Below are 25,011 nucleotides of genomic sequence, written 5' to 3' on the forward strand. Positions count from 1 at the left end.
AACATTCTTTTTTTAATGATTTTCTACAGAAAAAATACAGATTATATACACATAAAAAATACACAGAAGATTTTAAGGCTAAAAATAGGGTGATAGCTACCAAGATTGTACAAGGTAATCAAGTAAGAAAACTACCCTCTACTTCGCTAGCCAATACTCAATGAAAATCAACATCGAAATCGAATTAAGTGATACAAGTTCGGTTAGAATGAGTAGATAGGACCGAAAGCCATCACATCAAGTCAGTAAAATCTGGGGTTGATTTTTAAAAAGTATAAAAAAACTCCTTGCCACCTCATTACAGTTAGCAAAGAGCTTCTTTAATTTGGAAAATCCATCATCGTTTGTTGGGAAGAAATCACAATTGAATAATTACCTCATTCTTTTGCACTTTGATAGTCATTCACAATCGCTCCCCTTTTTGTATTTTTTATAGGATGCATCTACTTTATAGAATCCTTTGCTGTCTTGTAATATATCACTACGGTTAACAGTTACAACAAGATGCTTTTGATTAGAACACAATGTAAAAATACCAAAGCAATATATAAACAACAAACGATGGGATTCACTTAGTTCCCCTTGAATATTCCTATTTGACAATACCTGGAATGATGCTGGAACGGCGATAATGATTTTGCAACTTCTGTATATAAAGTGCCAAGTTCACCAACTCTTTTGGTGCATGACAAGTAAGGGCAGTCAATTCCGCATTAACATAGCGTCCTAAACGATCTGCTATCAAATAAATATTTTCTGATTTATCTAGTTCCTGAGCTATTCCAAGTATTTTTTCTCGCAAGATAGGTGTTATTTCCCCTTCTGATAAACTATAAACTGCTGAAAGATAACCATAAAATTCTTCCTTACTTCTTTTTAGCATGTAAATAACTCCTTCTAAAACTCTCTAATCATTCATCTTACTTAAAATACTAGGTTCGATTCTTCTATTTGAAAGATTCGCACTCATATAATATGTATCATACTATAGCACCACCTCCTAATTTTGTCAAAAAAAAAAGACTGCCCATAAGCAGTCTAATCTATTTCTAAAATGAATTTGGATCAACCTTGATACCAACACCTTGTGTTGTTGTAATAGACACTGAAGTCATGTAAGTACCCTTCGCTGTAGCTGGCTTAGCCTTAACCATTACATCGTGGAAAGCTTTGAAGTTTTCAACGAGTTTATCAGCATCAAATGATACTTTACCGATAAGAGCTTGTACAATACCTGCCTTATCAGCACGGTAGGTGATTTTACCACCTTTAGACTCTTCAACTGCTTTAGCAACATCCATTGTTACTGTACCGGTTTTAGGGTTTGGCATAAGGTTACGAGGACCAAGAACACGTCCAAGACGTCCTACAACTGCCATCATGTCTGGAGTTGCGATAACAACATCAAAATCTAACCAACCACCATTGATTTTAGCAACAAGGTCATCTTCACCAACAAAATCTGCACCAGCAGCTTTTGCTTCTTCCGCCTTAGCACCACGTGCAAAAACAAGAACACGTGAAGTCTTACCTGTTCCGTTTGGCAATACCATTGCGCCACGGATTTGTTGGTCTGCTTTACGGACGTCAATATTCAAGTTATATGCAACTTCAACTGATGCATCAAACTTTGCAAAGTTTGTTTCTTTTGCAAGAGCAACAGCTTCTTCTACGCTGTAAAGTTTTGTGCTGTCGATTTTCTCAAGAGCAGCACGTAAGTTTTTGCTTTTTTTAGCCATATTTATATGTCTCCTTGTAATCAGATAATCTTGGGCGCTACTTAGTCAGTAACAGTGAATCCCATAGAACGAGCAGTACCTTCAATCATACGCATTGCAGCTTCCAAGCTAGCAGCGTTCAAGTCAGGCATTTTAGTTTCAGCAATTTCTTGTACTTGCGCACGAGTCACTGTCGCAACTTTTGTTTTGTTTGGTGTACCTGAACCTTTTTCAACACCTGCGGCTTTTTTCAACAACACAGCAGCCGGCGGTGTTTTCGTGATGAAAGTGAATGATTTATCTTCATACACAGAGATAACGACTGGGATGATCATACCAGCTTGATCAGCTGTACGAGCATTGAACTCTTTAGTGAATCCCATGATATTGATACCTGCTTGACCAAGTGCTGGTCCGACTGGTGGAGCTGGAGTAGCTTTACCTGCAGGAATTTGAAGTTTTACGAGTTTTTCGACTTTTTTAGCCATGATATAAAATCCTCCTATTGTGGTTTTGGCGGTAATTACAGATTTTTACCTCCCACAAGTATGTGTTTTACACATACCTTTTCATTATACATGATTTTAAAAGAATTGCAAGCTTAAAGTTTACTTTTTCTCATATTTTTTATAGAATGAAGGTATGTTTGAATCGATTATTTTTTTAAAAATTGCAGCCTTCCTATTTATCTTTTTAACCTTGGCAATTTCAATTATCGCTGTCAAGTTTTTTAAGCTACAAAAATGGAGATGGAATTTTGCTGACATCGCCTTTCCTCTCTACGCCATAGAGTTTTATCTCATTTCAGATAAAGCCTATTACAATAGTCTTCTCCCTCACCTTGTTTTTGCTCTATCATTTTTGGCAATCGGTCTCTGTGCCTTTTTCCTCTTTAAGAAAAAGGAATTTTCTTACAAGAAGTTCTTCAAATTTTTTTGGCGAGCTGGCTTTATTTTAACTTTCCTGATGTATCTTGCGTTGGTCATTGCTGTCTTTATGCTAAGCTCTTAACTCACAGCCATTCAAGCAATGTGCCACAAAATCGTAAAAGGCTTAGAACTCCAGTAAATGGGGTTCTAAGCCTTTTTTGGGGTAATCATTTTAAGAATTTTTGGCCAGAGAAGAACTACTTGTCTAAACTCTTCTTATTCATGAATTTCAAGTGGAAGACCGTCTGGATCAAAGAAAAAAGCCATTTTTTTACCATTGAAATCGTCTATCCGTAGCTCTTCATGGCGGATAGCTAAACAATCAAATTCTGCTAAGCAGGCCTCTACATCTTCTACCCTAAAAGCGAGATGCCGTAATCCCGTGTGTTCTGGACTAGGTTGAACAGGACGCAAGGGAGCATCTGGCTTGATAAAAATTTCTAAAATCACGTTCCCCTTTTTGACATTGAAAAGAATGTCATTTTTTTCTGGACGGATATGCTCATCCAAGGGTTCAAATCCTAATTTTTCCACATAGAATGCTCTTGTTTTCTCATAGTTGCTTCCGATAATAGCGATATGATGGACTGCTTCAAACTTCATTACTGGTTTTCCAATACCTTTCTAGGTTTTGTACCTTCTGCTGGACCAATGACTCCAGCAGCTTCCAATTCTTCCATTAACCGTGTTGCTCGGTTAAACCCGACGGATAGCCGGCGTTGAATCATAGAGGCGCTAGCTTTTTGTGTTTCAACAACAAGAGCCCGTGCCTGCTCAAAGAGCGGATCACCACTACTATCTCCAAAGCCAGTATCACCATCTCCTTCCGTAACTTCTCCCGGATCAAAGTTTTCATCATAATCCGCCTCAGCTTGCGCTTTGATAAAGCCAACAATAGCCTCTACATCATCATCTGAAATGAAGGAGCCTTGCAAACGAACTGGATGATTTTCATCAATCGGTTTGAAGAGCATGTCTCCACGACCAAGGAGCTTCTCTGCTCCATTTTCATCTAAAATGGTTCGACTATCTGTACCACTTGACACAGCAAAAGCAATACGAGATGGCACATTTGCCTTGATAAGACCGGAAATGACATCAACAGATGGACGCTGGGTAGCCAAAATCATGTGAATCCCTGCTGCACGTGCCTTTTGTCCTAGGCGAATAATAGCATCCTCTACTTCCTTGCTAGCTACCATCATCAAATCTGCCAGCTCATCTACAATTACTACGATCAGTGGCAATGGAATTTGTTTTTCCTCTGAACGACTATTGAACTCTTCTACCTTAGCATTGTAGCCTTCCAAATTTCTGACACCGATATGGCTGAAAAGTTCATAGCGTTTCTCCATCTCATCAACTACTTTTTGGAGAGCACGCGCGGCTTTTCGTGGATTCGTCACAACTGGAATAAGCAAGTGTGGAATATCATTGTAGACAGACAATTCCACCATCTTAGGGTCAATCATCATAAACTTCACCTGATCTGGTCCTGCCTTCATCAAGATAGACGAGATGATGCCATTAACCGCTACAGACTTACCCGATCCAGTTGATCCTGCCACCAACAAGTGTGGCATACGGGCTAGATTGAAAGAGCGCACCGAACCATTAACTGCTTTACCAAGTGGAATCTCCAATAGTCGGTCTGGATCAGTTTTAGATTGTTCCCACAGTTCACGGAAAGGAACGGTTGCTACCTCTGAGTTTGGAACTTCAATTCCAACAAGAGACTTTCCTGGGATAGGAGCTTCGATGCGGACATCCTTGGCCGCCAAAGCTAAAGCCAAGTCATCTGCTAGGTTGGAAATCCTATTGACGCGGACACCGACTGCTGGCTTGATTTCGTACTTGGTGACAGATGGACCAATTTCTGCCCGTTCTACTACCACCTTAATTCCAAAACTAGCAAAGGTATCTTCCAAAACCTTGATATTTTGACGGACAATTCGTTTCTCATTGGACTGACTCTTGGCTTTAATTGGAGCAAATAGGTCTATTGATGGAAGTTTGTAAGCCAAGCGCTGCTTGGGTTTGAAATCAATCTGTACATCCGCATCATCCTCGGTACTTTCAATGCTTTCAAACGATCGCTGAACCTGCATGGGCTGAATAGATTCATCATCCTCAGCCAACATAACCGGAAATTCATCTTCTGGATCCGTGTAGTCATACTCTGAGATAATGGGTACGGGTACCTGAACAGGCTCCTCATCTAGGATTTCTCCTGTCTCTTCGTCTATCTCTCCATTCAGAAGGGCAGCGTTTTGAGTTTCTTTCTCTTCTTCCAACTGGAGGCGCTCTTCCTCAAGACGAACCAATTCTCGTTGGCGTTTTTCTTCTCGTTCAGCCTGCTTTTGCGCGCGAAGCTCTGCTCTTTTTGCTTGTCCTTCCGTCAACTTTTCTTTGAGAAATGCCAAGCCATCCGCTACATCATAGACAGACCATGGACTTACAAAGAAAATCCCAAAGGCAATCAATAAAAAGCCGATAAAAAATGAGCCTGCATTGGCAAAGAGGAAGGAAACTGGCGCATAAAAGATACTTCCGACCACACCACCACCTAGAAAGGCTGTGACTTGAAACTTAGACAGATCTGTCAATGCCAATTTGAGGGTGTGATGAAATAAATCTGTTCCTGAATAGGTCCAGTCCAGATAGGCATGAAACTCAATCAGAAAGCCGATAACAATCAACCAAAAACCAGAAATTGTACCTTCCCTCTCACGCAGAATCTTAGGAATAAGGAGATAGACAAAAGCTCCAGCCAAAAGTAGGTAAGTCAGACTACCAAACAAGAGACGAAAGAGATTGTAACTGGTTACTCCAAAAATGCCTAAACGGCTAGCCGTAAAGACAATAAACAGAAGTCCTAAAACTCTCAGGGTCGTATTTTTTACACGTTCTTGCTGGGCCAATTCTGCCTTGGTTGGTCTCCTGGTCACCTTTCCTTTTTTACTTGTCTTTTTCATAAAAACCTCAACTTTCTCAATCTCTTTATTTTACCATAATTGCAAAGAATTTTCATGATAAAAAAAGCCCTGCAAATACAGGACCTTTCTTGGAGTGAAAGAAAAATTTAGGATGTAATATCATAAATTAGTTAATTTACAAGCATCTTCAATATAAAAAGTTGAGGTTAGCGTTTCTTGACCATCATTCACAAAAATTTCTAGACAGTTCTTATCAAGAATAACTAAAAGCTGTTCAGCTTTAATAGTTGCAGCTCGACGAGTTGTTGACCATTCTTCCTCACCAACTTGCTGGATACGGAGGTGACTGCGGTCAATGTAAACCTCCTGAGTAGTCTTATCATAACCAAAGGTCAGATAATCGTTTTCATTCCCTAGTTTCAACGCTAGACTATCTTTCAAGTTTATGAACAATTTGCTTGCTGTTAGAATTGGTTGACCGACTTCTACTTCTTCTAATTGATCCAAAATTGTCGTTGGTAAGACTTGAACAAGTCTCTCTTCACGGTATTTTAATATACGCGGAAGGGTCATTTGCCCAAACCATTTATGACCTAAGTCATTAGTCACCAATTTCCGTCCCCATGTATGCATCCAAGCAATCATGACTCGCCGTCCTTGCGGACCTTCTGTCGTTTGTGCTGCATAGAAATCATGTCCATGGTCAATTTCTTTGAAAGTATCTGCTATAAATATCTTCTTATCCCAATCAACGTGACCTTTAACAAAAATATTGGAATTGATATTGACATAATGATTTTTATCTTTTTGGTAGCGCATCGGCGAGACAATCAAGTATTCTTGGCCATCAACTTCGAAATAGTCAGGACATTCCCAAACTGGACCTTGATGACCCTCACCTTTTAAGAAAATAGACTCAAATTGCCATTCCAATAGATTATCTGTTCCTAGCAGGACGATACATCCAACCCCGTCTTTATGTTTGGTCGCAACAACAGAATAGTATCTCCCATTTTTCTCGAAAATTTTTGGATCACGAAAATCATTAGCAATCACTTCTTCTGGCAATAAATCTTCGGTTGCAACGGGATTTTGCTCAATTTTCTCAAAATGAATCCCATCTTTAGAGTAGGCCATATTCTGCACTTGTCTGACTGCGCCATCTTCTCCAACAATATTTCCCGTATACATCAGCCAGAGGACATCATCTTTGACAATCGCAGAGCCAGAAAAACAACCATCCTTATCATAGTCTTTATCTGGAGCTAGAGCAACTGGGAGATACTCCCAGTTGATCAAATCTTTACTTTTAGCATGTCCCCAATGCATCGGTCCCCAGACACTATCGTAGGGATTGTATTGGTAAAAGAGATGGTATTCTCCCCTGAAAAAGACAAATCCATTAGGATCATTGAGCCAGCCAACTTCAGGAGAAAGGTGAACATGTGGTTTAAAATTCGGATTAATAGCCAGTTTTTCTGTTTGAATAAATTGATTGGCCTGTTCTACTGTTTTCACAGATAACCTCCTTTTTGATTACTGCTTTTCTTTGTATTTATTGTAGTACTTTTGCTTGATAGCAAGCCAGTCTGATAGACCATAACTTTCTAGTTCTTTAAGGTAATTATCCCATTCATTTTCTACCCCACCATTGACAATCCATTCTGCACGCTTACGATAAATATAGTCGTTCATATCTGCTTCCACCTGAGCAATCTTATCCAAGTCCTCTTTCTCCATGAAGACACGTGGATAAATATCATCATTTTTTATGTAATCTAAGTAGGTTTTATGCATCAAATCCAAACGCCATTTAGCATCATCTGGCATAGTTGTAACTGTTCCGTAATATTTATCCAGAATCGCAAGCGGACCTCCAACTTCTGTTTTTTGACGGAGCTCACCTGGTGCTGTTCCATCTAATGGTAAATGTTTAAGACTATTAGTGGCTTTGTCGAACTCAAAAATATTTTGCTGAGATGCATCTCCGTAAGTTCCCCAGTTATTTTGTACAGACTGGAGGGGAGCATATTGGGCATCAATCCATTTAGCAGTAAGTTCTAGGTTTTTGTTAGCAGATGTGATAACCATCCGATCACGCTGGAAGCCCATGCCATTTGTACGGGTAATATGCTTGGTCCCATCTGGTCCTGCAAGTACTGGAAGAATATCGTAAGTGTCATTCATACCCGTGATATTTGCCTTATCCCAGGTAAAGTAGACACCGTAACGATTTTCACTGCCCTTAGCTAGGTAAGTATTCCAATCATGTTCGAAAGCTTCAGGATCAAGTAACCCTTTTTCCTTCAAACTACGCATGAACTGAACACCCTTTTTATAGTTCTCATTATCGGCAGTAAAATCAACTGTACCATCATTGTTAACAACTAAATGATCGTCATTATCTCCAATCCCAAAAGCTCCGAAAAGAATCTTGAAGTCTTCGTTACCACCTCCATTGATAAAGGACATTGGAATTTCATCTGCCTTACCGTTTCCATTTGGATCTTGAGTCTTAAATGCTTCAAGAACTTTTACCAAATCATCTGTTGTTTTTGGCATTTCAAGACCAAGTTTCTTCAACCATTCTTTGTTGATCCAAGCAATACCATTTACTGTATGGATGGATTCTTTGCCCTCACCTAACTCTTCAATCCATGGGAAGGAATAGATGTGCCCATCTGGAGCTGTAATCATTGAACGGTATTTAGGATTTTCATCCAAAATTTTCTTAAGGTTTGGCATGTGTTTGTCAATCAAATCTTCAACTGGAACAATAACTCCTTGCTTGGACCAGTTCATCAATTCCACGTCAGAAGCTCCGTCATTATGAATAGCATCTGGCAAATCTCCTGATGCAATATCTAAATTCCGTTTTTCTCCAAAGTCAGACTGGTAATTCGTCCATTCGATATGAACGCCTGTTTCTTTCTCTAGGCGTTGAAAAATCAATTTATCATTTGGATTAGCTGAGGCCAAGGGAGAGCTGGCTGTCATGAATTTCAGAGTGACTGATTTTTCCAATGGAAACTGCACATTTTTCAAATTATAATCAGGACTTGAAGCTGTATTCTTTGAGCCACAAGCAGCGAGTAAAGCAGTACTTGCGAGAAGCGTAATAATTGTTTTTCCAAATTTGTGTTTCATTCGAAACAACCTCCTATTTTTATAAAGATTTCATAAAGTTCTATTTAGATTAACCCTTTAAAGACCCTGCCATGATACCCTTATCAAAGTATTTCTGGAAGAATGGATACATGACAATGAGTGGCAAGCTAGAGATGACAATTGTTGCGTACTTAATCATTTCTGCAATTCGCTTCATCTCATTCATCGCAGCCTGAGCTCCAATCATATCCTTAGCAGGCTCGCTTTGAATAAGGATTTTCCTGAGAACGAGCTGAAGAGGCTCTAGGTTTGGATCTTTTATATAAATCATGGCATCAAAATACGAGTTCCACTGGCCAACAAAGGCATAGAGGAAAAGGACGAACATAATTGGTTTTGCTAACGGAAGCATAATTTTCAAGAAAATCTGAAACTCATTAGCACCGTCCATGACCGCTGCTTCTACCAATTCATCTGGTAAACCTTGGAAATAAGTTCGAGCCAAAATGATATTCCAAACATTTACAGCACCTGGCACAATGATTGCCCAAACTGTATTTAACATCCCTAAATCTTTAACCAAGAGATAGGTTGGTACTAGACCACCTCCAAAAAACATGGTGAAGACAAGGAAGGCATTGATTCCTTTCTTTCCGACTAAATCTTTCTTAGATAATGGATAGGCTGTCATAACCGAGATAGCTACTGTCAAAAAAGCAAAGGAGAAAGAATAAAAGAGCGAATTGAAAAATCCTCTAAGGATAGATTGATCTGAAAATACCCGTTGGTAACCCTCAACGGTCCAATCCTTAGGATTAAAACTAATCCCCTTGCTGACTAATACCTGCGGATCCATGAAGGATGCAACTAGAATGTAAAGCATAGGAACCACAGTAATCAAGACAAGAAAACCTATCAATATCTTGTTGACAACGAGCATACGCTTGTCAAACTTTGTATACATTTGCGTATTCATAAAAAACTCCTTATAATCCTTGTCCGTCATTGATGTGCTTTACAATTTTATTAACAGCAATAAGTAAGATAATATTGATTAAGGCATTGAACAACCCCACAGCTGTTGAATAGGAGTAATTCCCTGATACCAGACCAATTTTATAAACATAGGTAGAAATAATTTCTGAACTAGTCAAGTTGAGAGAGGTCTGCATCAGAAAGGCTTTTTCGTAACCAACATTCATAATACCTCCCGCTGCCAGAATAAATTGGATGACCATAACCGGTTTGAGAGCAGGTAAATCAATATGCCAAATGCGTTGAAAAATATTGGCACCATCTAATTTTGCGGCCTCAATCAGCGCGGGATCAACATTAACTAGAGTTGCTGTATAGAGGGTAGAAGCCCATCCCATTCCTTGCCAGATACCACTTAAGATATAGAGCGGTCTGAAGAAATCTGGATTCGTCAGAAAGTTTGCCTCAATTCCCAAAATGCCAAGTAAGGAATTGACTGGTCCACCTACAGAGAAAAAGAGAAAAATCATACCGACAATCACGACAACGGAAATAAAATTCGGCGCATAAAGTATTAGCTGAATTCGTTTTTTAGCTTTGTCACTCAAGAGCTGATTGAGCATAATTGCTAAAATGATGGGCGGTAGGAAACCTAAGAGAAGTCCATAAACACTCAATTTCAAAGTATTAGAAAGGAGGACTCCAAAGTTAGGAGAGGAAAGAAATTTGGCAAATTGTTCAAATCCAATCCATGCACTGCCTAAGACACCCTTCAAGGGGTTGTAATCCTTGAAAGCAATCAAAACACCATACATGGGAACATAGCGAAAGATGAAGGTTAAAATTAAACCTGGCAATAACATCAACAACAAAAGCTTCTGCTGCTTCATTCTTTCCCAAAGAGTGGTTTGCCGAAGTTTCAATGTTTTCATAAGTAAACCTCTTTTTTGAAACGTTTCAATTTGTTTTGTTTTAAGAAAGAGGTTACCCTCTTTTTTGAAACGTTTCATTTTTCTTTAAAAATAAAATCAACCAACTTGATGATTTTATTTTATCATTGTAACCGTTTTCTGTCAACCCCTATTTTCTATTTTTTGTTGTTTTTCCTTCAACATAGGAAATGGGTAGGATAACTTGAAGGGGGCGATCTTTTTTATCAATAATATCTAATAGGCAAGCAACTGCCTCTTTAGCCAATAAGTCCAAAGGTTGACGAATGGTAGAAAGAAACATTTGTCGCTCTTCTGCCATTTGAATTCCATCATAGCCGATAACCTGCACATCGTCTGGCACTTGTCTTCCCAATTTTTCCAAAATAGCTAACGTATCCAGGGCTGCAAAATCATTGATGGTGAAAATAGCATCAATTTGCGGGTGCTTCACTAAAAAATCTTCCACCTGTCCCATGAAGTCTGCATAAGGCTCTTCCAAATCTAAGATATGACATGGATAACCCGCTTCCAAAATACGTTTTTCAAAATATAATCTGCGTTTTTTAGTCTCGTTAATCGTTCTGTTATGTCCACCAATGAAGGCAAAATGACTTCCTCCTCTTTCGATTAAAATATCTGCTGCCAACTCCGCACCAGCCTGATTATCTGAACTAACACAGGCTATCGCTTTATTTTCATACGTCCTATCTATACTAACAAAAGGAATATTCGAGGAAAGATAATCATCAATAGGACTATACGTAATTGCGATAATCCCATCTACCTTATTTTGCTGGAGCATCATCAAATAGTCTAGTTCTCTTTTAGGACCACTGATATTGCAAAGCAATAACTTATAGTTTTTCCTGCTTAACTCAACTTCCACATGGTAGGCAAATTCACCAAAAAATGGGTGCCAAACAGTTGGAATAATGAGAGCAATCGTCTCTGTTTTATTTTTTTTCATCCCCCGAGCATAAACATCAGGAATATAATTCAACTCTTTAACCGCAGCATTTACTTTCTCAAGGGTGGTCTCCTTAATTCCTGATTCATTATTTATAACGCGCGATACCGTTCCGACGCTGACGCCCGCAAGCCTAGCTACATCTTTCATAGTAATTGACTTTTGTATTTCCATCTTTGCTCCCTTTGTTTTTGAAACGTTTCAATGTTTGTTTCAGAATACCACTGTTAGCGTTTTCTGTCAAGAAAAATAGACAAGCTCTGCTCGTCTACATTTTCTTTTTTGGATGTTTGTCAATGACTTCTGGGTGATTTTCAAGAGCTGCTATGCCTTTTTCTGTCAAAGCATAACCACGAACAGAAAAATAAACTGCCAATTTTTCCTCTGTCAGGTGGAACTTGAGAGCAGTATCTAAATCGGCCGCTTTCATCTTAGAAAGACCTGTCACACCTTCTGCTTTGAGAATATTTTTCTTAACCATTGAGGTAATATGGTTCAAGGAATCAAAAGCGGATTCTAAATAAACATAGCCTTCCGCTAACAAATTCTTCATGTGAGCTGGTCCGTCAATGCCATAGGTGTACTCAAAATATTTTGAGTATGGAGTAGTCGTTGTAAAAGTACCAAAGTGGACACGCCAAAGTAGAATAATATCTCCAGCTAGCAAGCCTTCTTCTAGGCGAACCATATTGCGTTTAGGAACTGGTTTCGCTTCTAGAAACCAGCTAGCCAAGTCACGTTCTGGAGAAATATAGGGTTTAACTTCATGGTCTTTATACATTTCCTCAAGGCGTTTTTCAAATGACATTAGCTCACCTCACGAACTGCAAAATAGTTATCTTCATCATCACTAAAGTTGAAAACTTTCATACATCCCAAATCTATAATCGGATTCACATTGATTCCCTTAGCGATAAACTCTTGATATGTTTTTTCAAGATTTATCGAGCTCATTAGGATGGATGGCGTGGCCAAATTCATATCTGGGTTCATAGCGGTAACTGCTGGCTTGTCATGAAGAACAAGCTGCACTTCACTGTCTATTTTTGGCGCAATAATGTACGAAATCTGTGTACCTTGTTTCTGGCGCTCTACACGTTCAAAACCAACTTTTTCTCTCCAGAACTGAGCCGAAGCTTCCATATCATTCACATAGAGCATTACCTGACCGAGTGATGAAATCATTTACTTATCTCTTTTCTTTTGTATAGCACTAACTCCTGCTATTATACACTAACCAAAGCTATCACAAAAGAAAAACGACTTTTCTTTTATAGGCAATGAAAAAATATAGGATAGCAGAGTAAATCACACCGAAGTAAGCAAGGTATGATTTAAATCAAGAAAATCATTTGAAACGTTCAAAACCTAGAAAACGCGTCCCTTGAAAATGCAAGGTGCCAGTATCTCCTTCTGCTAGCACAGCATAATCTTCTGAGCGTACCCGAAATTCCCTTCGTTGTCCATTCCAGTCAAAGGTCATGTAATAGTTGGTACGAGCTATTTCATTGCCAAAAATGCGTGTTCTCTTGGTAACCAGTTTGGCTGAACAGGTTTCTCTAGGAGCTTGATTGTTTCGATGCCATTCTAGCAAATTTTTTATAATCTGAAAGCAAATCACTCCTAAAATAATTGAGCTGATTGCGTAAAATAACATCTGATGCACAGTCAAACCGAAATCAGGACTCGCAAACATACTGAAGCCTCCTCTACAAATTCCATATATCATCTGTAATTATATCATGTTTTTAAAAAAAACTATGTCCGTAACATGCAGTGTAAAATTGAAAAATCAACTATTTCGTGGTAGAATGAGCATAATTTTGATCGATATTGAGAAAGGATTTTCTATGAAAAAAATGATAGCCCTTGCTTTGGCTTCTAGTATTCTATTGACAGCCTGTGCAAACAAGTCCACTACTGGTAACAGTTCGACATCTGAAGCACCTAGCTCTAGTTCAACCCTAGCCACTACGACAGACACAACTGCTTCTAGTCAATATGCAAAAGACCTAGCCTATGCCATCAACAATCCTAACGCGACATTTCCACAACTCTCTAGCCAGATTGCAGAAAATGAGGCTGCTGTAAAAATCAAAACAACAGCAGGAGACATCACAATCAAACTCTTCCCCGAGCAGGCTCCACTGACTGTTGAAAACTTCTTAACTCACGCTAAAAACGGCTACTATAATGGAACCATTTTCCACCGTGTTATCAAGGGCTTCATGATTCAAGGTGGAGACCCTCTTGGAAATGGGACTGGTGGAAAATCTATCTGGTCTGGCAAAGAAACGACAATTGATGCGGGAAAAGGATTTAAAGACGAGATTTCTGCCTTCCTCTACAATATCCGTGGGGCGCTTTCAATGGCTAATGCCGGAGCAGGCACTAACGGTAGCCAGTTCTTTATCAACCAAAATACGACAGACATGTCCAGTCAGCTTTCTAGCTCCAAGTATCCTGGAAAAGTGATTGAAGCCTACAAAAATGGAGGAAATCCAAATTTGGATGGGCGCCATACAGTCTTTGGACAAGTTATTGAAGGTATGGATGTCGTGGACAAAATTGCTGCGGTAGAAACTGGTGAGCGCGACAAACCAAAAGCGGATATAAAAATCGACTCTATCGAGATTATCAAGGACTACACTTTCAAGAGATAATAAGAAAGGCGAGGACAAAAGACTTTTCAAGTAAAAATTCTTTGTTTCCACCCTTCATTCTTATTTTATCAAACGAAAAAGCGGACAAGCCTAGTTTTCTGAACTGCTCCCTGTCAAGTGGACAGTTCAAAAACTTTATTTTGTTCGCTTTTTGTAAAATCAATTAGTCTATAGATATTGGTTGTTTAGAACGATTCTCTGCAGTGACAATCTTTTTGTGACAAACTCTTTTCTACATGTCGCCTTATGGTTCATTTTATTCCCTAATAAAATGCAATTTTGGACAATACAGTCATGGAAAGAAAAGTTTAGAATTAGCGAGAATTCCTCGCTTACTATAACCAAGATGAACTAAACAACTATATTAGCTCAAAAAACAAGTTCCAATCAGGTAATCATAGACATAATCATTAACCTTGACATGCATAGCATCATGGGCGTATTCTGGTAGGATTTTCATTTCTTTTTCAACTTCTAGACGATTATAAATAGCAAATTGTGTTGATGGGGGACAAACACCATCTTCTAAGCCTGTCACTATCGCCACGGGGCATGAAATCAGATGGGCTAAGTTTTTTACATCAATATAAGCTAGAGTACGCAAGACTTCTTCTTCTGTTTCGTGGAAGGGATCTGAGAATTTAAAATAACGAAAAAGTTCATCGTAAGCTTCGCTATTATTACCCAGTTCTAAGACTCGCTTGAAGTCGGAAAGAAATGGATAGATTGCTAGTGTTTTACTGATATGAGAACTGAGAGCAGCGGCAACCAGAGCCAAAGCTCCGCCTTGTGAAGCTCCATAAGAAACTAGTCGCTTTTGATCAACAAAGTCTAAATCTGCTATAATTTCTATTAACTGATAAACATCTAAGTAGACATCCTTATAGAATAAATTCTCTGGTCCTGACACCATACCTCGGATGACTTGTCCCTTGACTGTTATCCCATCAAATTTACCCCAATCTTGAGATTGACCAGCTTGTCCACGGACATCCATAGCCACTACACCATAGCCAGCAGCTAAAAACTTTAAATTTTCGGACCAATCAGGTCCCTGACCTTGGTAGCCATGAAAATAAAAGAGAACGGGAACTGGATTCTCACTCCTTGGAAAAAGACATTTGGCAAAGACACTGGAGCCGTTGGTCCCAGTGAAAGTCAATTCATAACAACGGACATGATGAAGACCACATTCTTTTTCAGCTAATGCATAGGCGGGCAGAACTTCTAGCCTGTCTTTTTCTTTTTGCCAAAAAGCATCAAAATCTGTCGGAACTTCCTGCCTCCCTCGATAGCCTAGCATATCCTTCAGGGTCATATTGTCAATCATAAAAACTCCTCTGTAACTACAATCAATGAAAATGGAAACAGTCCAAGAAGGAAGACAAAAGGAGAGTCTCCATTTTCATAGATTTTATCTTAATCCTTGCTTTTGCTGGAAATGATAAAAAGCTCCCAACATGCCTGCTGCATTTTCATGCTGGGCAAAAGCTAAACGTGTATTATCGGCCAAACTTGGCACCAAATACTTCTTCATAGCAGTCTCAATCTTATCTTTCAAATAATCTTTCTGAGCCATGATCCCTCCACCAAGGATAACAACTTCTGGGTTAGCTACATAGCAAACATTGGCAATTCCCTGTCCTAGATAATCAACCATACGGTCAATGGCAGCAATACAATGAACGCTACCTGCCTTAGCTTCTTGGAAAATTTTGTATCCATCCCAGACTGCTTGATCTTGACCATGCAAAGCTACTACATAGCGAATCAAGGCTGTAGTGGATGCTAAATCTTGAAAGACACCATCTGACAGATGTAGATAACCAACTTCACAGGCAGCATTGTTAAAACCGTGAAAAATATGCCCATCAACTAACAAACAGCCACCAATTCCTGTACCTATCGTCAGGCAGATTGAAACCGAGCTACCTGTGCCTGCCCCAGAAATACCTTCTGCTAGCCCTGCACAGTTGACATCATTTTCAATCTCACAGGGAAGTCCAAAGTCTCCTTCAATCTCTGCTTTAAACTGTGTTCCAGCATAGTTTGGAATCTGCGGACCTGAGTAGAAGATTTCTCCCTTGTCAGGGTCAACCATACCTGCCGAGGAAATGGCGACACCAGCTAGAGGAGATTGAGCATGAAAGTCAGCGACCAATTTTTTAACCATTGCCAAGATATGAGGACCGCCCTTATGAGCTTCCGTATCCATCTTGTAACGCTCCAAAATCTGCCCTTCTTCACCAAGACGACCATATTTTATCTGTGTGCCACCAATATCAATAGCAAGATAGGTTTTCATATCAAACCTCCTAAATTCCAAATTTTTTCTTTGCCTCATTGATCATCAGAACGGCCTCTTCTACAATTTTTCTATCAGATTCTATCAAGCCAGTTAGAGGTTCACGGACCGAACCGATATTCAAACCATCGTTGAGGCGGATAACTTCTTTGATAACAGCGTACATGTGACCGTGACCTGATACCAACTTATCGATAATGGCATTGATGGTAGATTGTAGCTGGCGAGCTACTTCCAACTCCTTCTCGGTGATTAACTGATTAAGACGGAGGAAAAGTTCAGGCATAGCACCATAAGTACCTCCGATTCCACCCTTAGCCCCCATCAAGCGCCCACCTAGGAATTGTTCATCCGGACCATTGAAAATCACATAATCTTCGCCCCCCAGTCTGACAAAGGTCTCAATATCCTGAACAGGCATTGAAGAATTCTTCACACCAACAACCCTAGGATTCTTTACCATTTCTCTATAGAGATTTGGGGTCAGAGAAACCCCTGCTAGCTGTGGGATGTTATATATGATAAAATCTGTATCTGGAGCAGCCAGGCTGATTCCATTCCAATAGGCTGCGATACTGTGCTCTGGCAAGCGGAAATAAATCGGTGGAATAGCCGCAATAGCATCTACACCCATTTTCTGCGAATGACGAGCCAGCTCAATACTATCTTTCAGATTGTTACAGGCCACATGGTTGATAATGGTCAATTTTCCCTTAGCAACCGCCATCACTGCTTCTAAAACTTGCTTACGGTCTGCTATGCTTTGGTAAATACATTCACCGGATGAACCATTGACATAGAGTCCCTGCACTCCCTTGTCAATAAAATACTGAACCAGAGCCTTCACACGCTCTGAACTAATCTCACCAGCTTCATCATAACAGGCATAAAAAGCTGGAATAATACCATGATATTTTTCTAAATTTCTCATTGCATTTCCTTTTCGTATTTCGTGATAGTCTATAAAAATCAAACACAGACCTTATCAGCCTATCAGTAAGTATCTGCTCTCATTGAGCAAGATTGATTCGAGAAGCAAGTTCTCTGATAAACAAATAGGACAGAGCTGCATAGCCAAAGGACAGGAAACAGATCAAGCAAATTATCAGAGACAAGCCTGAGTGAAGCATAATAGCTACAAAAAGAACATAAGCCAGACTGACTTTGAAAGTTAAAGCTAACTCTTTTCCCAATAGCAGGATAGCCTGAAGGAACAAGCCTGACCACTTGAAGCAATAGCGACTTGCCAAAGGATAAGCATAGAACCAAAGAAGCTGGCTAAAGAGAAAGATAGCGATACAAAATGCTCGAAATCCATCAAAGACCAGACCAGATTGCCCCCAGACCAGATAAAGATCCAAAAGACAAAAACCTGTCACTCCGATTTCTACAACTGATAAAATGAAGCCACGTTTCCAGTGAAGGGCAAATTGTCGCCAGTAAGTAGACCAAACCTTGATTTTTCCAAACTCATCCATTTCCCATAAACTTGCTTGAAGGGCTAGTTTGGCAGCTCCTAAGGTGATGAGGGGAAGGCTGGCCAGAGTCGTTAATAGATTCAAGAGCATCAAATCAAATAGTTTTTCTACCATTTGCCAAACAGGATGATTGACATCAAAGAAGGATTGAATCAAAGTTTTCTTTTCATTTTCTTTCATGGCTAACCTCCTCTACTCCTTTATCCCCGACAAACACCAATAATAGATGCAAAAATGACAAAATTGATACTAAATCTAAAACAGCTTCTCAGCACAATATCTGCTTGATTTTGCAGAGTATCAGTCATCTATCAAAACCTTAAACACGCACTTACGGACAGTTTTCTCACCACCTACCCACTGGTTAGGCTGATGAATCTCCCCGGGTAGAAAGATGGCAAAATAATCCCCGTCCAATAAACAATCTACCCACTTCTCCCCAGGAACAAAACCAATATCTCCCGTTTTATCAAACTCAGTATCTTCACTAACCAGACGACTGCCATAAGAGACCTGCTCCCGCCCCCTAATAACAAAATGAATATCGGCATAGCATCGATGGTATTCAAAAATAGACTGAGCCTCTTTCGACAAGGTATTTTCCTGAAGGAAATAATAAACATCTTGATCAGCAAGCTCATACCTGCCTAATTTTTGATTCCTAAAAATTCCTTGTTCCAAAGCAACTAAAGCCAAATCTAGATTTGGATGCAAGCCCATGTAATATGAGTAATTGCTAATATGATCATAAATCATGCAAAACACTCCGTAAGATGGTAGTTGGTTGCAGTCACCGTTAAAATATTACCCTTTAACTGCACCCATTGTAATCCCTTGGGTAAAGGATTTTTGAAAGACAAGAAAGACTGTCACAATTGGAACAGCCGCCATAGCTGCACCGGCCATGATGACTCCGTAGTTAGTTGCCATCTCGGCTTGCATTGTTGCAACTCCTAGTGAAATAGTCAAATTCTGCCGAGAAGTCAACATAACTAGCTGCATAAAGTAATCATTCCACGAGTTGATAAAAGTGAAGATTGCTAAAGCTGCAAAACCTGGCTTGACGATCGGAAAAGCCACATTCCAGAAGGTAGAAATCTCTCCACAACCATCAATTTTTGCTGATTCCAAAAGTTCTGTCGGAATGTTCTCTGAGAATTGTTTCATCAAAAAGACACCAAAAGGCCATCCAACCAGAGGCAAAATAACTGCTGCTAAGGTATCATGGATTCCCATAAAATTGATAATCCGTACCAAGGGAACCAAAACAACTTGCTTAGGTAGAGCCATGGCCGCGATGAAGATAGAAAAAAGTAGTTTTTGTCCATAGAAACGCTTCTTAGCTAGCACATAGCCTGCCAAAGAAGAAGTCATACATACCAAAATCATGGTTGTCAAAGAGATGAAAACCGAATTCCAAAGCCATTGGAGAGCTGGATTTTGTATAGTCAACTTAGTAAAGTTTTCCAAGGTCGGCTGGGTAGGCCACCATTGAGGTGGAATAATAATGGTATGGGGCTGTGACTTGAAAGCACCTGTCATAATCCAATAAAATGGAAAGATAAAGAGGATAGTCAGTAGGAGCAAAGCGATGGTCGAAATAACACTCAAAGGTGTAATTGCTTTCTTTTTCATCCGATCCTCCTTCCTAGTACTCTACGTCATTGCCCAAAATTTTGAATTGGGCAAAGGAAATAACCGCGATCATGATTGCCAAAAAGACACCCATAGTGTTGGCATAGCCATATTCTGATAATTTGAAGGCTTTCTCGTAAAGGTAGTACATCAAGGTAGATGTCGAATAGTTAGGGCCACCTGAAGTCAAAAGTTGTATCAGTGCAAAACATTGGAACGAGTTGATGGTTGTGATAACAGCAATGTAAAGAGTTGTTGGCAGAAGACTAGGCCACTTGATTTGCCAAAAAACCTGGCGCTCATTGGCGCCGTCCACACGCGCTGCTTCTACCAAGGAATTATCAATATTTCCAAGAGCTGCAATGTAAAGAATAATTGGCTGACCAACTGAAGTTGTTAAGAGAATGATGATAATCGCCAGGAGAGCCCATTGCTTATCTCCAAGCCAACTAATATTCTGATTGATAACACCACCTGATTTCAGAACAAAGTTCAAGATACCAGATAAGGGATCATAAATCCATTTCCAGACAACTGTCACAGCTACAGATCCCGTTACAACTGGCAGAAAGAAGACCGCCCGATAAAAGGAACGAGCGATTACATTCTTTTCATAAGTTTGTGACGCTACAAATACAGAAAAGAAAACAACAACCGGTACTGATCCCACCACGATAATCACTGTATTGATTAGGGATTTTATAAAAATCGGATCATTCAGCATCCGCACATAGTTATCTAGCCCTACAAAAGTAAAATCTGTCATCGTATAATTGAAGAAACTAGTGACAAATCCCATAATCATCGGAGCCAGCACAAATATAGTGAAGAAAATGAGAATTGGAGCTAAAAATGTATAGGATATGACAGTCTCCCGCATTCTAATTTTATTTATCTGCACTTATAACACCTCAATTCTAATGGTTTTGGTAGCCGGTAAAATCAACAAATGCCCAACAAGAATAGACTAACATTATGACTCTTGACACCTACCATTTTGATTTTTACAGAGTATGAAAAGCTCCCTTTCTTTATCTACGAATACTCAATGAAAGTCAGGCAATCTCGACTAGGCTATAGCTTGAAGCCTAATGAATACGACTGAGAAGCTTCAGTGAAACTTTTCACTCGTAAAACCTCTTGATAAGTATGGAGATTGGATTTTCAAAAAATATAGGTATGCGACAGAGAAAAGGAGCAACTTCCAGTTCATTTATTTAATCGTTGCGTTTGCTTTCTCGGTGAATTCTTTCAAAGCTGGCTCTGCTTCTTTTTCGCCATTTGAAACCGCTTGAAGCATTGGGAACCAAAGAGTTCTCATTTCAGCAAATCCGTCAATTGTATTGTAATAAGGTGAATAATAATTAGTCCACTTATCAATCATAGCCATGCGTTCATCACTATACAATGAACCAAATGAAGTACGAACTGGAAATGCACCTGTACGCACAACGTTTTTAGGTCCCCACTCTTTATCATCTGCGATAAATTGAACGAATTTTTTAGCTGCTGCAACTTTTGCCTCATCACCATTATTAAAGACTGCAAAACCATTTACTAGGTATTCAAGGGCTGCTTTACCATCCTCTGAAGGAAACGGTACTTCCAAAACTTCAACTTTTGATGCTTTTAATAATTGAGCTTGAAGACCATTCTGTGCAGGAGCCCAAAGAATCGTATAGGATGTCTGTCCATTTGCAAAGTTTTGAATATCATCGCCACCTGCATATTGAGAACCGTTCATCATATAACCGTCTTTAATCCAACTAGCAGTCTTAGAGAGAGCTTTAATCATTTGTTCAGAATCAGTTGTGTACTTAGTCACAGCTTTATCCGTAATACTTCCACTGTAGAGATTTGCCAAAAAAGCACGAGTCCCTTGGTCTCCTCCTTGTCCATTAGAGAAGAGCGAACCTGGATTGTAACCTTTATCTTTAAGAGCCTTGATAACTTTTTCAAAGTCATCTGTAGTCCAACCATCTTTCACAAGGTCAAGGACCCCTGCTTCTTTTAGCATTGCTTTATTAAATGCCATGTAAAATGGAGCAGAACTAATTGGGTACATATAGGCTGTATCTCCAGCTTTAGAGGCTTGGATGATATTGTCGTTATTCACATCTTTAATAAAATCATCCGTAAAGAGGTTATTCAAGTCTGCCAATTTCCCATTTTTTCCGTAGGTAATAATGCGCCCTGGTGCATCGAAAAGAACATCTGGAGCTGTACCTGCCTCAATAGCTGTTGTAATCTTTTCTGGACCAGAAGTAAAGTCAATGGTTTCTAGTTTGACAGTAATATCTGGATTTGCTTCTTGGAATGCATTGATAACCTTCTGCTCATAAGTTCCTACACCATCCTCAGCCTTTTCCTGAGTAAAAACAGGAAAAGCCCACCAAGTAATGGCCGTCTTACCTGAATCTCCAGATTTTGAAGAGTTCGCAGTTGAGTTACTGGTATTCGAACTACAAGCAGCTAGCAACAAGATAGCTGCACCTGCTAGCAATGAATGCATCAATTTTTTCATCATTCTTCTCCTTTAATTTGTTTTCTACTCCCAAGGGGAGTTAGTTTGATGGACAATGTAATTAGTTTTTCTGCAGAGCTTGAATAAAACGCTCTGCTATTTCTTTCGGACGGGTAATGGCTCCTCCGACGACAATACCTGCCACTCCCAAATCATGAATCGTTTTAACTTGGTCAGGATAGTGAATTTTTCCTTCTGCAATCACATCCATACCTGCTTGACATAAACGATCAACCAAGTCAATATCAGGCCCATCCTCTTGTCGACTATATGAAGTATATCCAGAAAGAGTTGTACCAATAAAATCAATTCCTGCTTGATGAGCGGTCACCCCCTCATCAAAGGTGGAGATATCTGCCATGAATAGTTGCTTCGGATATTTTTCCTTAATCCGCTGAATGAACTCTACGATAGTCAGACCATCATGCCTTTCTCGTTTTGTACAATCCAGAGCAATGACTTCAATATCAAGGGCTACCAATTCATCAATTTCCCTCATAGTAGCTGTGATAAAAGGCTCTTGAGGGGGATAGTCTCTTTTGATAATTCCGATAATTGGTAAATCTGTTACTTCTTTGATCTCCCTAATATCTCGCACGCTATTAGCTCGAATTCCCACCGCTCCTGCTTCTTGAGCCGCTTTGACCAATAAGGGCACAACACCACCTTCTTCTCTATATAGAGGCTCACCTGGCAAAGCCTGACAGGAAACAATGATGCCATCTTTTATCCGCTCTTTGAAGGACTCTTTGCTGATGTTGACCATTCTTTCTCCTTTCTATCTCTATGCTTTAGATAGCGCTTACAATATCATTATATAGCATATAAACTTTTTTTCAATCCCATTGCTTCATTTAAAATCTAATTTCTGTTTTACGAAAAAATGGTCTACTTTTAAAACTAGTTTTAAAAAGGTTTGATTTTTATAGAACTAGTTTCAATTTCTCCTCTAAGATTAAGAAACAACACATCAAATTCAATGAGAACTAAATGGATACTGTAGTTGGTTAAATTGCAGCACACAAAAAACTAGCTAAAATAAGGACCTTAGCTAGTTCTTTCCTTTTTATAAATAGACAGGAAGCAAAATCTCAGTTTTAACCGGATAAAGGATGACACTTACTGACATCCTAGCTAGTTTTTTTAATTCTCACAAATACCTACATCATTATCACCGCATTACAAATGTATGGATTTTTCTCCATCTCCTGATTCATCACACCAGAAGGCCACTATAACGACCGTATTACTCCCTCTAATTCATCCCACTCATCAACAAGGCTGTCTGCCTTAAAGGAGTTTACCGGAACTTCTCTCTTTCTATGGTTAAACCAAATCGCTTTCCAGCCCACAGATTTTGCTCCTACCACATCATTTTCAAAAGAATCCCCCAAGTAGCAAATCTCCTCGCTAGATAGCCCCAATTTCTCCTCCATCAAGTGAAAAATAGCAGGATGAGGTTTAGCTACGCCGACCTGTCCTGAAATCATCATCAAATCCGAATCAAACCATTCAAAAAGTCCCAGACTTCGTATCTTTTTCAACTGGTGGTGGTAAGGACCGTTTGTAATGATTCCTATCGTAATGTCCCGTTCCTTACAATACCTGAAAATATCTGGAAAAACAGCGTTCAATTCTAGGTGTCCTTGAAAATAATCATAATCCATCTGAATAGCCAGAGCTAAATCATCCGATACCCTATAGCCAATATCAACCAGAGCCCGTTTCATCCTATAGACATGACTATCTTTCAAGCTCATTTTTCCTGTTGCAGCAGCCTCAAAAACCTCGTCAGCATAATGACGGAAAGCCAGATAAAGCGCTGCTATATCTTCCTCTGCTATTTGCAAATGCTTCTCCAAAGCCTGCTGAAAAGGATGTAGTTGATTATACAGAGTGTCATCTAAATCAAAAATCAATGCTTTCATAAAATGATTATAACAAAAACCTAGACTTCTGCCTAGGTTTAAAATTTGCCTTCCATTACAGACATGGGAAAAATACTCCCATACCTGTTGGACATAGCTATAATATCAAGAATTTGGAGGCAACTCATCAGCGATAATATATTATCTCTAGAAAAAATAAGAAATGATTCCCGCCCCCAAAACATCCGTTATTGCATGTGCTAAGAAAAATGGAAACAGATTTTTCTCCTTCATTCTCCTATAGAGAAGATAGTAGATTCCTCCCACCAACAAGCTAATTGCTATCGCCGAAACATTCCCTTGATAAGTATGGAAAGAATAGCGCACCAGAAGCGAATAAACAAAATAATACATCTTTTTATCCGGCGCGACATTCAAACAGATTCCCAAGAAAAATATTTCCTCATAAAATCCATTGAGGATCGAATATAGCAGAAGTGACAGATTTACCGTAGACAATTTATGTAAAAATGCATTTGTCGCCTGCTGTTCATAGAATATCGAATCATCCGTACGTGGATAAGGGATGATATTATATACAATCATAAAATACAGATCAAACAATAAGGCTATTCCAATAAATAAGGCAATGCCGATGAAGACTGATTTGATAGTGATCCTTATCTTCCACAGTGCAAAATCAAAATTTCTAACATACAAATACACCAAAGCTACAAAAAGCAATACAAGCTGAAATCCTAGCGCATACCAATTACTGCTATCCGAAAATTCGGATAGCGGTGCTGTATTAACATCTTCCAAAGATAAAAATGCCGACATCGAACTCCAGATGAAATAGCCAAACATGATTGCAGTAATGATCAATACATCCCACCATTTTAAATAGTGTAGCTTATCTTTTTTTCTCCAATCCAACACAGTCATAATCATCATCCTTTCTTCCTGTACTCTT

The 25,011-nt window shown here is 39.3% G+C and carries 26 protein-coding genes; 2 read left to right on the forward strand and 24 right to left on the reverse strand.

The window, feature by feature from the left end; genetic code table 11:
• Window positions 1-592: 592 nt before the first annotated feature.
• The 3 genes from SR187_RS06980 to rplK all read right to left on the reverse strand — a co-directional run bounded on the left by SR187_RS06980 (window position 593) and on the right by rplK (window position 2,206).
• Window positions 593-883 (reverse strand): hypothetical protein, encoded by a 291-nt coding sequence (locus SR187_RS06980; RefSeq protein ID WP_120171969.1) that lies wholly within the window; start codon window positions 881-883, stop codon window positions 593-595.
• 166 nt (window positions 884-1,049) lie between these two features.
• A complete protein-coding gene (gene rplA / locus SR187_RS06985) occupies window positions 1,050-1,739 on the reverse strand; it encodes a 50S ribosomal protein L1 (RefSeq protein WP_024532229.1) in 690 nt (229 codons plus the stop codon).
• Window positions 1,740-1,780: 41 nt separating this feature from the next.
• Window positions 1,781-2,206 (reverse strand): 50S ribosomal protein L11, encoded by a 426-nt coding sequence (gene rplK / locus SR187_RS06990; RefSeq protein ID WP_002935890.1) that lies wholly within the window; start codon window positions 2,204-2,206, stop codon window positions 1,781-1,783.
• Window positions 2,207-2,360: 154 nt separating this feature from the next.
• Here rplK and SR187_RS06995 point away from each other — a divergent pair, with 154 nt between their 5' ends.
• The gene (locus SR187_RS06995) at window positions 2,361-2,729 is read left to right on the forward strand and encodes a DUF3397 family protein (protein ID WP_120171970.1); all 369 of its coding nucleotides are present in this window, start codon (window positions 2,361-2,363) and stop codon (window positions 2,727-2,729) included.
• Window positions 2,730-2,863: 134 nt separating this feature from the next.
• On the opposite strand, the gene gloA2 is transcribed toward SR187_RS06995, so the two are convergent.
• The 10 genes from gloA2 to SR187_RS07045 form a co-directional block, all read right to left on the reverse strand.
• A complete protein-coding gene (gloA2, locus tag SR187_RS07000) occupies window positions 2,864-3,250 on the reverse strand; it encodes an SMU1112c/YaeR family gloxylase I-like metalloprotein (protein ID WP_024532227.1) in 387 nt (128 codons plus the stop codon).
• On the reverse strand, window positions 3,250-5,622 hold the full coding sequence (locus tag SR187_RS07005) for a DNA translocase FtsK (protein ID WP_120171971.1): 2,373 nt from the start codon (window positions 5,620-5,622) through the stop codon (window positions 3,250-3,252). Before SR187_RS07005 ends, gloA2 begins: the two co-directional genes overlap by 1 nt.
• Window positions 5,623-5,742: 120 nt before the next feature.
• Complete coding sequence (locus SR187_RS07010; protein ID WP_120171972.1) at window positions 5,743-7,101, reverse strand: glycoside hydrolase family 32 protein; 1,359 nt, start codon at window positions 7,099-7,101, stop codon at window positions 5,743-5,745.
• 18 nt (window positions 7,102-7,119) lie between these two features.
• Window positions 7,120-8,730, reverse strand: coding sequence for an ABC transporter substrate-binding protein (locus SR187_RS07015; protein ID WP_120171973.1), 1,611 nt, complete (start codon window positions 8,728-8,730; stop codon window positions 7,120-7,122).
• 49 nt (window positions 8,731-8,779) lie between these two features.
• Window positions 8,780-9,667 carry a carbohydrate ABC transporter permease gene (locus SR187_RS07020; RefSeq protein ID WP_024532223.1) on the reverse strand — a complete coding sequence of 296 codons (888 nt, stop codon included), beginning with the start codon at window positions 9,665-9,667 and terminating at the stop codon, window positions 8,780-8,782.
• Window positions 9,668-9,677: 10 nt separating this feature from the next.
• The gene (locus tag SR187_RS07025) at window positions 9,678-10,598 is read right to left on the reverse strand and encodes an ABC transporter permease (RefSeq protein WP_120172491.1); all 921 of its coding nucleotides are present in this window, start codon (window positions 10,596-10,598) and stop codon (window positions 9,678-9,680) included.
• Window positions 10,599-10,746: 148 nt separating this feature from the next.
• Window positions 10,747-11,739, reverse strand: a complete 993-nt coding sequence (locus SR187_RS07030) for a LacI family DNA-binding transcriptional regulator (RefSeq protein ID WP_120171974.1) — start codon at window positions 11,737-11,739, stop codon at window positions 10,747-10,749.
• 94 nt (window positions 11,740-11,833) lie between these two features.
• Window positions 11,834-12,373: a hypothetical protein gene (locus SR187_RS07035; protein WP_120171975.1), complete on the reverse strand. Its 540-nt coding sequence runs from the start codon at window positions 12,371-12,373 to the stop codon at window positions 11,834-11,836.
• Window positions 12,373-12,750, reverse strand: a complete 378-nt coding sequence (locus tag SR187_RS07040) for a VOC family protein (RefSeq protein WP_120171976.1) — start codon at window positions 12,748-12,750, stop codon at window positions 12,373-12,375. Before SR187_RS07040 ends, SR187_RS07035 begins: the two co-directional genes overlap by 1 nt.
• Before the next feature lie 163 nt (window positions 12,751-12,913).
• On the reverse strand, window positions 12,914-13,261 hold the full coding sequence (locus SR187_RS07045) for a DUF2500 domain-containing protein (RefSeq protein WP_120171977.1): 348 nt from the start codon (window positions 13,259-13,261) through the stop codon (window positions 12,914-12,916).
• Between the two features lie 154 nt (window positions 13,262-13,415).
• Here SR187_RS07045 and SR187_RS07050 point away from each other — a divergent pair, with 154 nt between their 5' ends.
• A complete protein-coding gene (locus SR187_RS07050) occupies window positions 13,416-14,228 on the forward strand; it encodes a peptidylprolyl isomerase (RefSeq protein WP_120172492.1) in 813 nt (270 codons plus the stop codon).
• A gap of 364 nt (window positions 14,229-14,592) precedes the next feature.
• Here SR187_RS07050 and SR187_RS07055 read toward each other — a convergent pair whose 3' ends face one another.
• The 11 genes from SR187_RS07055 to SR187_RS07105 all read right to left on the reverse strand — a co-directional run bounded on the left by SR187_RS07055 (window position 14,593) and on the right by SR187_RS07105 (window position 24,992).
• A complete protein-coding gene (locus SR187_RS07055; protein WP_120171978.1) occupies window positions 14,593-15,558 on the reverse strand; it encodes an alpha/beta fold hydrolase in 966 nt (321 codons plus the stop codon).
• Window positions 15,559-15,642: 84 nt separating this feature from the next.
• Window positions 15,643-16,533, reverse strand: coding sequence for an ROK family protein (locus tag SR187_RS07060; protein ID WP_120171979.1), 891 nt, complete (start codon window positions 16,531-16,533; stop codon window positions 15,643-15,645).
• A 10-nt stretch (window positions 16,534-16,543) separates the two neighbouring features.
• Window positions 16,544-17,464 carry a dihydrodipicolinate synthase family protein gene (locus SR187_RS07065; RefSeq protein WP_120171980.1) on the reverse strand — a complete coding sequence of 307 codons (921 nt, stop codon included), beginning with the start codon at window positions 17,462-17,464 and terminating at the stop codon, window positions 16,544-16,546.
• Window positions 17,465-17,543: 79 nt separating this feature from the next.
• On the reverse strand, window positions 17,544-18,191 hold the full coding sequence (locus SR187_RS07070; protein WP_120171981.1) for a DUF624 domain-containing protein: 648 nt from the start codon (window positions 18,189-18,191) through the stop codon (window positions 17,544-17,546).
• Window positions 18,192-18,311: 120 nt separating this feature from the next.
• Entirely contained in the window at window positions 18,312-18,767 is a 456-nt protein-coding gene (locus tag SR187_RS07075; RefSeq protein WP_120171982.1) for a YhcH/YjgK/YiaL family protein, read from the reverse strand.
• Between the two features lie 48 nt (window positions 18,768-18,815).
• Complete coding sequence (locus SR187_RS07080; RefSeq protein WP_024532211.1) at window positions 18,816-19,646, reverse strand: carbohydrate ABC transporter permease; 831 nt, start codon at window positions 19,644-19,646, stop codon at window positions 18,816-18,818.
• Window positions 19,647-19,659: 13 nt separating this feature from the next.
• Window positions 19,660-20,547 carry a carbohydrate ABC transporter permease gene (locus SR187_RS07085; protein ID WP_024532210.1) on the reverse strand — a complete coding sequence of 296 codons (888 nt, stop codon included), beginning with the start codon at window positions 20,545-20,547 and terminating at the stop codon, window positions 19,660-19,662.
• A 312-nt stretch (window positions 20,548-20,859) separates the two neighbouring features.
• A complete protein-coding gene (locus SR187_RS07090) occupies window positions 20,860-22,170 on the reverse strand; it encodes an extracellular solute-binding protein (RefSeq protein ID WP_120171983.1) in 1,311 nt (436 codons plus the stop codon).
• 61 nt (window positions 22,171-22,231) lie between these two features.
• On the reverse strand, window positions 22,232-22,936 hold the full coding sequence (locus SR187_RS07095) for an N-acetylmannosamine-6-phosphate 2-epimerase (RefSeq protein WP_024532208.1): 705 nt from the start codon (window positions 22,934-22,936) through the stop codon (window positions 22,232-22,234).
• A gap of 466 nt (window positions 22,937-23,402) precedes the next feature.
• Window positions 23,403-24,098, reverse strand: coding sequence for an HAD family hydrolase (locus tag SR187_RS07100; protein WP_024532207.1), 696 nt, complete (start codon window positions 24,096-24,098; stop codon window positions 23,403-23,405).
• Between the two features lie 147 nt (window positions 24,099-24,245).
• The gene (locus tag SR187_RS07105) at window positions 24,246-24,992 is read right to left on the reverse strand and encodes a CPBP family glutamic-type intramembrane protease (RefSeq protein WP_120171984.1); all 747 of its coding nucleotides are present in this window, start codon (window positions 24,990-24,992) and stop codon (window positions 24,246-24,248) included.
• Between the last annotated feature and the right edge of the window lie 19 nt (window positions 24,993-25,011).

Source organism: Streptococcus ruminantium (genome assembly GCF_003609975.1).
GTDB lineage: Bacteria > Bacillota > Bacilli > Lactobacillales > Streptococcaceae > Streptococcus > Streptococcus ruminantium.

Excerpts from the sequence above, each read along its gene's own strand:
- SR187_RS06980 (WP_120171969.1), bottom strand. The coding sequence starts at position 883 with ATGCTAAAAAGAAGTAAGGAAGAATTTTATGGTTATCTTTCAGCAGTT.
- rplA (WP_024532229.1), bottom strand. The coding sequence starts at position 1,739 with ATGGCTAAAAAAAGCAAAAACTTACGTGCTGCTCTTGAGAAAATCGAC.
- rplK (WP_002935890.1), bottom strand. The coding sequence starts at position 2,206 with ATGGCTAAAAAAGTCGAAAAACTCGTAAAACTTCAAATTCCTGCAGGT.
- SR187_RS06995 (WP_120171970.1), top strand. The coding sequence starts at position 2,361 with ATGTTTGAATCGATTATTTTTTTAAAAATTGCAGCCTTCCTATTTATC.
- gloA2 (WP_024532227.1), bottom strand. The coding sequence starts at position 3,250 with ATGAAGTTTGAAGCAGTCCATCATATCGCTATTATCGGAAGCAACTAT.
- SR187_RS07005 (WP_120171971.1), bottom strand. The coding sequence starts at position 5,622 with ATGAAAAAGACAAGTAAAAAAGGAAAGGTGACCAGGAGACCAACCAAG.
- SR187_RS07015 (WP_120171973.1), bottom strand. The coding sequence starts at position 8,730 with ATGAAACACAAATTTGGAAAAACAATTATTACGCTTCTCGCAAGTACT.
- SR187_RS07020 (WP_024532223.1), bottom strand. The coding sequence starts at position 9,667 with ATGAATACGCAAATGTATACAAAGTTTGACAAGCGTATGCTCGTTGTC.
- SR187_RS07025 (WP_120172491.1), bottom strand. The coding sequence starts at position 10,598 with ATGAAAACATTGAAACTTCGGCAAACCACTCTTTGGGAAAGAATGAAG.
- SR187_RS07030 (WP_120171974.1), bottom strand. The coding sequence starts at position 11,739 with ATGGAAATACAAAAGTCAATTACTATGAAAGATGTAGCTAGGCTTGCG.
- SR187_RS07035 (WP_120171975.1), bottom strand. The coding sequence starts at position 12,373 with ATGTCATTTGAAAAACGCCTTGAGGAAATGTATAAAGACCATGAAGTT.
- SR187_RS07040 (WP_120171976.1), bottom strand. The coding sequence starts at position 12,750 with ATGATTTCATCACTCGGTCAGGTAATGCTCTATGTGAATGATATGGAA.
- SR187_RS07045 (WP_120171977.1), bottom strand. The coding sequence starts at position 13,261 with ATGTTTGCGAGTCCTGATTTCGGTTTGACTGTGCATCAGATGTTATTT.
- SR187_RS07050 (WP_120172492.1), top strand. The coding sequence starts at position 13,416 with ATGAAAAAAATGATAGCCCTTGCTTTGGCTTCTAGTATTCTATTGACA.
- SR187_RS07055 (WP_120171978.1), bottom strand. The coding sequence starts at position 15,558 with ATGATTGACAATATGACCCTGAAGGATATGCTAGGCTATCGAGGGAGG.
- SR187_RS07060 (WP_120171979.1), bottom strand. The coding sequence starts at position 16,533 with ATGAAAACCTATCTTGCTATTGATATTGGTGGCACACAGATAAAATAT.
- SR187_RS07065 (WP_120171980.1), bottom strand. The coding sequence starts at position 17,464 with ATGAGAAATTTAGAAAAATATCATGGTATTATTCCAGCTTTTTATGCC.
- SR187_RS07070 (WP_120171981.1), bottom strand. The coding sequence starts at position 18,191 with ATGAAAGAAAATGAAAAGAAAACTTTGATTCAATCCTTCTTTGATGTC.
- SR187_RS07075 (WP_120171982.1), bottom strand. The coding sequence starts at position 18,767 with ATGATTTATGATCATATTAGCAATTACTCATATTACATGGGCTTGCAT.
- SR187_RS07080 (WP_024532211.1), bottom strand. The coding sequence starts at position 19,646 with ATGAAAAAGAAAGCAATTACACCTTTGAGTGTTATTTCGACCATCGCT.
- SR187_RS07090 (WP_120171983.1), bottom strand. The coding sequence starts at position 22,170 with ATGAAAAAATTGATGCATTCATTGCTAGCAGGTGCAGCTATCTTGTTG.
- SR187_RS07095 (WP_024532208.1), bottom strand. The coding sequence starts at position 22,936 with ATGGTCAACATCAGCAAAGAGTCCTTCAAAGAGCGGATAAAAGATGGC.
- SR187_RS07100 (WP_024532207.1), bottom strand. The coding sequence starts at position 24,098 with ATGAAAGCATTGATTTTTGATTTAGATGACACTCTGTATAATCAACTA.
- SR187_RS07105 (WP_120171984.1), bottom strand. The coding sequence starts at position 24,992 with ATGATGATTATGACTGTGTTGGATTGGAGAAAAAAAGATAAGCTACAC.